Below are 6,856 nucleotides of genomic sequence, written 5' to 3'. Positions count from 1 at the left end.
TTCGCCCCCAGAACATGTCCCAGTCCACGTAGACGCCATTGGGCAGGTTGCTGTCCTTGATACTGCAGCGCTGATAGCGCCTCCACACTCTTCTCGCTCCCAAGCCTACGATCCCCGCGACGATCGCGTACTCGATGCCTCCGATGAGCCATTCCATCAGCCGATCTCCTCGCAGATGTTGAGAACCTTGCGCGCGTCGAGGTCGTGCTCAAGCTGCTGCCGCCCTCCGCCGTCGAGAATCATCCCCCGCAGCCGCCGCACTTCCTTGACGAGCGCGAGCAGCGCGCCGCGGTACGTCTCGGCCGCGTTGCTCTTGGCCAGCTGCTCGATCTCGTCGAGCGTGGCGTCGGTGAGGGGCTTGGTCTGGCTCATGCAGTACCTCCTGCTGCCAGCGGTGGGAGTCCATCTTCCCGATGCCAAAATCCCCCAAGCTTTCACGATGTAAGCTTGGTCCCCCATGCTTGAACTGCTCAGGAATCAGCGCCCCGAGCTTGATCGCTACTTTAGACGTTCCACCAACTGTTGGATTTCCTCGGTCACGGAGAGGAACTGGACCGCAAATCCGCGCGGCGTGAAACGAACCACCCTGGCACTTACGGTAATCGGTTCTTCTTGCTCAGGTGGTGTGAGATTGATCAAGACGATCGCTCCCGCCGGTGGAAGAACCGCCGAACACGCCAAGAGCGCCCCGGTGAGCGAGATGTCGACCAGTACCGCCTCGTGCCGCCGTAGGCCCGTCCGATACAAGACAGAGAAGCTGACCATCTTGCGAGCCGCAGCGCGACTTTCGTCATCGCCCATGACTCCCTCCCGGCTCAAGAGTCCAGCGGTCGCGTCCATCTATCGCCGCTATTCCCCTCCGTTCCGGACTCTAATACAAGAGCGACGCCCGACGCCGTACCGCACGCACGCCTGAAAATCTACGGCAGACGCTGGGCGTCGCTCAGGAATCTCTCGCGCTCTCCCGGTTCGCCCACTCAAGCTGGTTCACTCCAACGCACCGTCCCGCTCTGCGATGCGCTATCGCCGAGCACGCCCCCGGGTTCGGCTTGCCGCTGGGGTCCGGCAAAGGCCTGTGATTTTATCGGTTTCAAGCGCATTAAGCCAGGCGCGCTGCGTTCGGCAGACCGCTTGAAAGACGGAACATTTCTGGCCTGCGTCACAGGTAAGACTGCCCAGCGGGCATCCTTGCAACGGGAGCGGTCCCTCGACCGCCTCGACGACATCGCGGAGCGAGGTCTGCTCCGGGTCGCGCGCTGGCCCGCCACGGCCGACAGCCTTCGGGCTGGAGGACCGAGTACGCAGTTCAAACGCGGTAGGCGGACTGCGGATCGCCCCCACGTCGAGCTCAGCGCCATTTCCACGAGCGTCTAGGCGCAGCTATGGCGCTAAACGCCGGCCTTCACCACACTCCTGGCATGGGGAGGGAGGATCGCTATGAGATGGTTCTTCCGTCTGGGTGCCGCGCGGCGAGCACACGCGCTGGCGCTGCCGGGAGTTCTGCTGGCGCTCGTCGCAGCACTGCTTCCCTTGTCCTCTCTTGCGAGTGCGGTTACCCCGTTGGATTCGGCTTCCGTCTCGTCCGACGTGACCGTCGTGCTCTCGGCGACGAACTTTGACGACGAGATCGTAGCGGTCGACAACCTGATGGGGGGGGTGGGGACCGCTACGCTCGGCACCCTGCCGGCAAGCGCAGACCTGGTCGCTTACCACCTCCTGGGCAACGGCGACCAGCTCTTCTCTCTAGATACGACCGTGACGCTATCGGGTCCACTTACGGCGGAGCCCGGAGACGTGGTTCGCTACGACGGCTCCAGCTACACGCTCGAGTTCGACGCCAGCGCCAACAGTGTTCCGAGTGGAGTCATCACGGACGCCGTCAGCCGGGAATCAAGCGGAAATCTTCTGCTCTCGTTCGACACGACGGTCGACCTGGGCTCCTTCACGGTGGATGACGAGGATCTCGTAGCATTCGATGGTGTGGGCTTCAGCCTCGTCTTCGACGGCTCCGCTGCAGGCGTTTCTCAAGCGCTGGATCTGGACGGGGTGGACGACCTCGGCAACGGAAACCTGGGGCTCTCCTTCGACGGCAGCGGGCAGCTGGGGGGAGTCGACTTCGACGACGAGGACGTGCTCGAATACGACTCGAGCGGTCCGACCTGGTTGCTTGCCTACGATGGCTCAGCGGAACACGCCGAGTGGGTTCCTGCCGACCTCGATGCCGTATTCGTGCCTGAGCCCTCGACGCAACTAACGATCGCGGTGGGCGCGGCGTTTCTCGCCCTGATCGGCCGTGACCGTATCCGGCGAAATTCATGCAACCGGAAGGGGTGACCGCAGCAGGCTGCCCCGGTTGCCTCGTCAGCGCAGAGCGGCTTCTCGCATCCTAAATGGAGACAATAGATGATAGGAGATAGGGAAATGCGACTCATCCACAAACTCATTCTGTTCGTCGGCGCTCTTGCCCTTTCTTCGCCCGCCTTGGCGGTGGATGGCGTGATCGAGATCAATCAAGCGAAGGCACTCGCGGGTGGCGTGACGCCGAGCGATACACCGGGCTTCCCGGTGACGATCGACCAAGCTGGCAGCTACCGTTTGACGGGGAATCTCATGGTCTCCAACGCGAACGAATCCGGTATCGAGCTGACCTCCGGCTTCTCTCCTGTCACCCTTGACCTCAACGGCTTCGAGGTTGTCGGGCCGACGTCTTGTACGGGGATCGGCAGCGCAATCAGCTGCACCCCTTTGGGATCTGGTGTCGGAATCGAAGGCCTGCCTGGTAGGGGCAATTTCGCGAAAATAAGGAACGGTACCGTGCGCGGTTTTCCGGACGGTGGAGTCGCCGTGTCCGCTTGGTCCGAACTCGATGGACTCCTCGTGACTTCCAATGGTCAGACTGGGATTAAAGTTGACGGAGGTAGTCAGGTTCGCAACTGCCAAAGCATTAGGAATGGGGGTGCGGGGCTTGATGGCGGCCCGGCTAACGTCCTGACCCACAACGTGATCTTTGAAAACGGCTCGACCGGCATTAGCCCGGAGACGTCTTCACTGATCGCCTTCAATACCGTCTATCGCAATGGTCTCAACGGCGTGAATGGGTGCAACGCATGCAACGTGGTCGAGAACACCATCTACTTGAATGAGGGTGACGGGGTCGACTTCACCGTGGGACACGGTCTCGTTCGCGGAAACACCGTTATCGACAACGCCGGCCGCCAACTCGATCTCAACGGGTCGGTCGGATACCGGGAAAACGTGATCAACGGTGTCCAGACCGTGAACAATGGAGCCGACCTCGGGGGCAATCTGTGCAACCTCGGCTCCTGTCCCTAGGGCAGATCCCACCAGACCGCCGCAACCGGCCTGCCTCCCCTCACCACCTTGGGGTGAGCCCCTCGGATAGAACTTGTCTAGAATGAAATGGCGGCTCTCCGAACTATCCACCCTACCGCTCAAGCAGCTCGGCGAACTCAACAACCACACCCGGACGTGATCTCAGCCAGCGCCGGAACGATGCCGCGTGATCGTCACTGCTCACTTGATCCCAATCCGAAACAAGTAGACGATTGCCATTCCGCTGCAGCAAACCTGCAACTACGAAAGCATCAATTAGACCCCCGACTCGTTCGCTGGGATACCGCAGCGCAAGCGCCCACTCGTCGATGGACACGTCCGAAACGTCTTCAGTGCCACGAGTATCGACCACGAACTCAAGCAGCATTGCTCGAAGACCGACGGCGGCAACTGGTGGCAGGTCGAAGGCTTCTGCCAATCGCATCACCTTTGGGTCTTGTTCAGGTCTTTCGTGTTCCAGTTTACTTCCCCTCTCCCTTCTCCCAGGGCACCACGCCGAAGACGCTCGCAGAATACCACGATTGAGATGGATGGAAGCGCTAGCCAGTCCGACTGCAAGCTCGTATTATACAGCGCCTTTCGCAGCGTCCCGCGCCACCTCGAACCAGGTACCGAGACCAATCCCGCGACAGGATCCCGCCTCACCGAAGAGTGCCGTGGCCGTGTGGTGCTTGCGGCCTTGATGGGAGAGTTCCCACGCGACAACCACGCAGCGCTCGCCCACGGATATTTCTCCCATGAGAGCGACTTGAAGCTCGCCCAACAGTACTACTCCTTGTGCCGGTTGGACAAAGGAGAAGGCTCCTGGGCAATCGAGAGCTGCCCACAAGAACTCTGGAGCAACCACATCTTTCACAGAGGCAAGGGACGAATCAGGAATCCACGGGGATGCGACTAGATCGCGTCCTTCGACGGGGCCAGGAAAGATGCCGAGCCCATCGCCTGGATCACGGTGAGGGCCACAGACGAAACAGGATGGGAACCAATGAGATTCGAACCCACGAAACCGGCGAGATGCTGCGCCCGCTTCTTCGTAGCTCGGCGACTCGATGGGCTCGATCTCGATGCTTGCGGGCCGCGCTTCCGCGATGAGAGTTTCGTCGTCGAAAAGCGCGACGCTTCCTCCTGCGCGTCGCACCTCCAAGTTCGTGCTAAGTGGCGGGGGTACGTGCAGCCGCACTGCAGCGGCACAGTCAATGAACTGCGCGAGGAGCCCGCAGACGTAACCACCGTTGCCCGATTCCGGCGGTCCATGGAACCGCCGATCGATGAGAAGAGTCTCGGTCTTCAACGGTTCCCTCACACAGTCGCGCCTGCGCAGTATCTAACGGCCCGGCGATAAGCGGCACCGAATAGCGCCTCCGAGATCGCCGACCCTGAAAAGGTTGACGCCAGAACGGTACAGCTGCCATTTGAATCGCGCTATTCAGCGCCCGCTTCACCGCTCGACTCATCGAGTGGCTGAACAACAAGTGTCAATCCAAGTCCTCTGGCCGCCTCTCGCATTGCCTGGCCACCCGTTTCGGTGAATACCACAGTTTCCGCGACGCGGGCTCCGGCGCGCTTGGCAAAGAATGTGTAAACGAGAGCCTGACCGATGACCTCCGGTGTTAGGTCGGCCTTGGCTTCGCACATGACAACCTCTTGGTCGGTGAGCGGGGAGCTTCGGGCTGCCTGCTTGCCAGGGCGCTCAACCCCAGATTCAGAAGTGTTTGGGAACCATACAGCGTCCGCAAACTTTCCTTCGAGGTGGTACTCCCAGACGAGAACGCCTTGAGCGTTGTGCTGCTCATGCCACCACCGTCGAATGAGCGCCTGTTCGCAAGGGTTACCGTTGGACACGCTGTCTTGGAGGTACGTTGGCAAGAGCATTCTCCTGGTCGCCTAACGGATCGGCGTTATGCGGCGAGACCCAAGTTCTAGTCCGGAGAGGGTGGCGAGAACCTCGCAGCATCGATGATCGACCAGAGATGGACAAGCCAGCCAAGCAGAACGAACCAGAGGGCCGCTGCGAGAACGAACTGGACAATGGCTATGCCAAGCCGGCCTTGGAGCAGCTGGCCCAAGCCTGGGATAAAGAAGCTGCAGAGTGCAGCAAGAACGTTTCCACCCGAGCCTTGAACTGCCACGGCACCCTCCGAGATTCGTCCGCGCTTGCTCGCCGTCCAACGGATCGGCGTTGACCGGCGTGGAATAGCGCCGCCGACTCATCCGACCCTGAAAAGGTTGACGCCAGAACGGTACAGCGGGTAGTTGAATCGCGCTATTCCACGTCCGGTTCAACGGCTGGTTGGGCGGCGGACGAGCTCGCACCTTGCGCATCGGGACTGGAGATGTGTTGCAGTTCAAACTTGAGGCTAGACGACGACATCACCGGAACATCAGAGAGATGAGAAACAACGCTGCGAGCACAACTGCAGCTCCGATAAGTTGTCCTCTGCTGTATGCCTTACCCATTGCCGGTGTCGGTGCTTTCCGTTTGACAGCTACGCCGATTTCGGTAGGGACCTGCTTTACTCGAACAGCGAAGTCGAGCACTTCCTCGAGTGTGCGAATACGGAGAATGCCGAGTCCAGCGACGGCTTCGGTGAGCTCTGCGCTGGTGACTTCTCTGAAGGGAACATGCCAATCGTTGAAGTGAAGGGCATCGCCGGAGAACTCAAGCACGCCCCCCCGTTCGTGCGCGGGTGTGTCGAGTGCGGGGATCGCAGGCGCGTCAGAGGTTTTATATCGCCAACAGTTCGCTCGAATCGGCTTGCTTGCCATGACGCCTTCATCCTCCGTACCGCCGGCGTTGAGCCGATGGGCCCGCCACCGTGGCGAGGCGAAGAACCCAAGCCGATTGCCAGACATTACCAAAGGTCTATTGGAACTTCGCGGAGCCATGTCGGCTGCAACGCCGTGTTATACGGCGAGCACGCCCTGGAGCGGTTCGCGGCGTACTCATATTTTGATGCACTGCATACTTGAAGCTAGGTGGCAGCTCTCTTGAGGTGAAGACTTGTGCGACTCACCCAGACGAAGATACGTATGCCAGCGGATGTACCTGATTGAAATTGAATTCTGCAATCCCAACCCCTGGGATAGAAGGCGACGATCACTGACTCAAGGCAGCTGACGCTTTGAACTTCGGCGTCATGCGAAACGAAAACTTCTTCGCACCGAGCCTGAGGGTCGTCCGGATAGCACGACTTGAGAGTTTCGCCGGTCTGGGCAGCGAGATCCGCAAGTTCGCGGATAGTCACCTCCGCAGTTCGACGGGAAAACTGATCCCAGTATTGCCAAGATGCCTCAGCCAAACCGAGAACGATCAGGACCACGGAGGCGGAGACAACAACTTGCCGCGATCGGGGAGACATGCCTGCCGCCGTATAACGGATCGGCGTTAACCGGCGTGGAATTGTGCCACCAGACTTGCCGAGCCTTAAAAGGTTGATGCCAAAGGGTACAGCGGGCAGTTGAATCGCGCTATTCCACGTCTGAACTTCCCCTGAAAAATGGA

At 60.1% G+C, this 6,856-nt stretch carries 9 protein-coding genes; 2 read left to right on the top strand and 7 right to left on the bottom strand.

The features are described 5' to 3' along the window. The 3 genes from IH881_04150 to IH881_04140 form a co-directional block, all read right to left on the bottom strand. Positions 1–157 (bottom strand): hypothetical protein (locus tag IH881_04150; GenBank protein MCH7866862.1); only part of this gene is annotated, 157 nt, incomplete at its 3' end. Continuing rightward, a complete protein-coding gene (locus IH881_04145) occupies positions 157–372 on the bottom strand; it encodes a hypothetical protein (protein ID MCH7866861.1) in 216 nt (71 codons plus the stop codon). The genes IH881_04150 and IH881_04145, both read right to left, overlap by 1 nt. 126 nt (positions 373–498) lie before the next feature. Next, positions 499–840 (bottom strand): PilZ domain-containing protein, encoded by a 342-nt coding sequence (locus tag IH881_04140; GenBank protein MCH7866860.1) that lies wholly within the window; start codon positions 838–840, stop codon positions 499–501. 597 nt (positions 841–1,437) lie between these two features. On the opposite strand from IH881_04140, the gene IH881_04135 reads away from it, so the two are divergent. Then, entirely contained in the window at positions 1,438–2,334 is an 897-nt protein-coding gene (locus IH881_04135) for a hypothetical protein (GenBank protein MCH7866859.1), read from the top strand. A gap of 87 nt (positions 2,335–2,421) precedes the next feature. After that, positions 2,422–3,333, top strand: coding sequence for a right-handed parallel beta-helix repeat-containing protein (locus IH881_04130; protein MCH7866858.1), 912 nt, complete (start codon positions 2,422–2,424; stop codon positions 3,331–3,333). Positions 3,334–3,445: 112 nt separating this feature from the next. On the opposite strand, the gene IH881_04125 is transcribed toward IH881_04130, so the two are convergent. The 4 genes from IH881_04125 to IH881_04110 all read right to left on the bottom strand — a co-directional run bounded on the left by IH881_04125 (position 3,446) and on the right by IH881_04110 (position 6,120). Further along, positions 3,446–3,772 (bottom strand): hypothetical protein, encoded by a 327-nt coding sequence (locus IH881_04125; protein ID MCH7866857.1) that lies wholly within the window; start codon positions 3,770–3,772, stop codon positions 3,446–3,448. A 147-nt stretch (positions 3,773–3,919) separates the two neighbouring features. After that, entirely contained in the window at positions 3,920–4,117 is a 198-nt protein-coding gene (locus IH881_04120) for a hypothetical protein (protein MCH7866856.1), read from the bottom strand. A 659-nt stretch (positions 4,118–4,776) separates the two neighbouring features. After that, positions 4,777–4,989, bottom strand: coding sequence for a hypothetical protein (locus tag IH881_04115; protein ID MCH7866855.1), 213 nt, complete (start codon positions 4,987–4,989; stop codon positions 4,777–4,779). A 735-nt stretch (positions 4,990–5,724) separates the two neighbouring features. Continuing rightward, positions 5,725–6,120, bottom strand: a complete 396-nt coding sequence (locus tag IH881_04110; protein MCH7866854.1) for a hypothetical protein — start codon at positions 6,118–6,120, stop codon at positions 5,725–5,727. Positions 6,121–6,856: the final 736 nt, after the last annotated feature.

It is taken from the genome of Myxococcales bacterium, assembly GCA_022563535.1.
Taxonomy (GTDB): Bacteria; Myxococcota_A; UBA9160; order UBA9160; family UBA4427; genus DUBZ01.
This window is presented reverse-complemented; position numbering and strand designations above follow the sequence as displayed.

Bases quoted from the DNA above. Each gene is read 5' to 3' on its own strand.
- IH881_04140 (MCH7866860.1), bottom strand. From the start codon at position 840: ATGGACGCGACCGCTGGACTCTTGAGCCGGGAGGGAGTCATGGGCGAT.
- IH881_04110 (MCH7866854.1), bottom strand. From the start codon at position 6,120: ATGGCAAGCAAGCCGATTCGAGCGAACTGTTGGCGATATAAAACCTCT.
- IH881_04135 (MCH7866859.1), top strand. From the start codon at position 1,438: ATGAGATGGTTCTTCCGTCTGGGTGCCGCGCGGCGAGCACACGCGCTG.
- IH881_04145 (MCH7866861.1), bottom strand. From the start codon at position 372: ATGAGCCAGACCAAGCCCCTCACCGACGCCACGCTCGACGAGATCGAG.
- IH881_04130 (MCH7866858.1), top strand. From the start codon at position 2,422: ATGCGACTCATCCACAAACTCATTCTGTTCGTCGGCGCTCTTGCCCTT.
- IH881_04115 (MCH7866855.1), bottom strand. From the start codon at position 4,989: ATGTGCGAAGCCAAGGCCGACCTAACACCGGAGGTCATCGGTCAGGCT.